This is a genomic window from Capnocytophaga sp. oral taxon 380 str. F0488 (assembly GCF_000318255.2).
GTDB lineage: Bacteria > Bacteroidota > Bacteroidia > Flavobacteriales > Flavobacteriaceae > Capnocytophaga > Capnocytophaga ochracea.
Map to the genome: position 1 here is coordinate 20,352 of NZ_KB291180.1, position 1,184 is coordinate 21,535.

A 1,184-nucleotide genomic window follows, 5' to 3' on the forward strand; every position below is an offset into this window, starting at 1 on the left:
AAATGAGAAAATGAGAAAATGAGAAAATGAGAAATGGAGCGTGAGCTTGTAGCTCACACTGACGAAGGGACTCGGAGGAGCGAGCTATACGAGCATTCTTATTATTTAGTTTTTGAAATCACAGATTCTTCTGTAGTTATATCGGCTTTTGCTCGGTCTCTTCCTATTTGAAAGCCTATGGTAAGGAGTATTGCTATCGCCCAAATAATAGAAAGTACCAAACGTCTTTCTTTATTTTTCTCGCGATAAGCACTGGCTAAAAAGATACATAAAAATACAATAACTAACCACATAATATAAGGGTTTAATGAGAGATATAATACAAAAATTCGCCTGTAGCTTTCCCTAATCTATAAATAAAAAACATAGACAAGATAACAGCTACAAGGGTTAGTCTTTTGTCACTAAGAATAAGGCGACGGACTGAGGTAAGAAAATTCATAAGTCTTTCTGGATATTCCCTACAAACTCTCCTAAGGCATAAAAAACGCCATATAAGAACCACCATAGTAGAATGGCTAAGAATATCATTTTGGGTATGGATACTGTTTCTGATTCTTTTGTTTTCATATTACAAACGAGTATTAATGTTAATAACTATTGTCCGAACAATCCTTCAAGAAACCCTTGTTTGGCGGAAGTCCAGTTGTTGTACAGATAGGCGATTGCCATTAGTATTAGGAAAGCGCCTATAATTCGGTTTGGTTTTGATTTTTTCATATGCTTATTATTAAAAATACGAATTAAGGAAAATGTTGGCAGGGTCATCACATACAGGCATTATAAAAGTCATCAGCGTTGTTTACCTTTTTCATAATGAACATAATTAAAATTCGGTACAAAGGTAGTGAATTATTATTTATAAAACAAAAATAATGATGCCAATAATACTAAAAATGCCAATAATGCCAGAAATACTGATAATGTCAGAAATACTGATAATGTCAGAAATGCCAAAAATACTGATAATTAACTTTGCCAAAGGTGCGAGCCGCACGGGCTGTTAAATTAGCAGATTAGCAAATGTGGAAATTAGGAAATTAGAAAATGAATAGTGATAAAAATCATTTTTTGACAGGTCAGACTTGTCGGACAAATTGGATAGGTTAGAGAGAGCGGAAGGAAACGGAGAAGTTCGGAAGAAGGTTAAGAGAGATTTTGATGAAAAAAGGGTGTAAGGAGGG

Annotated in this window: 3 protein-coding genes; all 3 read right to left on the reverse strand. The window is 34.4% G+C overall.

Going from position 1 to position 1,184, the window contains the following annotated elements; genetic code table 11:
- Positions 1-101: 101 nt before the first annotated feature.
- Positions 102-293, reverse strand: a complete 192-nt coding sequence (locus HMPREF9078_RS02000; RefSeq protein WP_009419050.1) for a hypothetical protein — start codon at positions 291-293, stop codon at positions 102-104.
- Positions 294-438: 145 nt separating this feature from the next.
- On the reverse strand, positions 439-570 hold the full coding sequence (locus tag HMPREF9078_RS02005; protein ID WP_009419051.1) for a hypothetical protein: 132 nt from the start codon (positions 568-570) through the stop codon (positions 439-441).
- Between the two features lie 27 nt (positions 571-597).
- Positions 598-720 carry a hypothetical protein gene (locus tag HMPREF9078_RS12265; protein WP_009421580.1) on the reverse strand — a complete coding sequence of 41 codons (123 nt, stop codon included), beginning with the start codon at positions 718-720 and terminating at the stop codon, positions 598-600.
- Positions 721-1,184 lie beyond the last annotated feature (464 nt).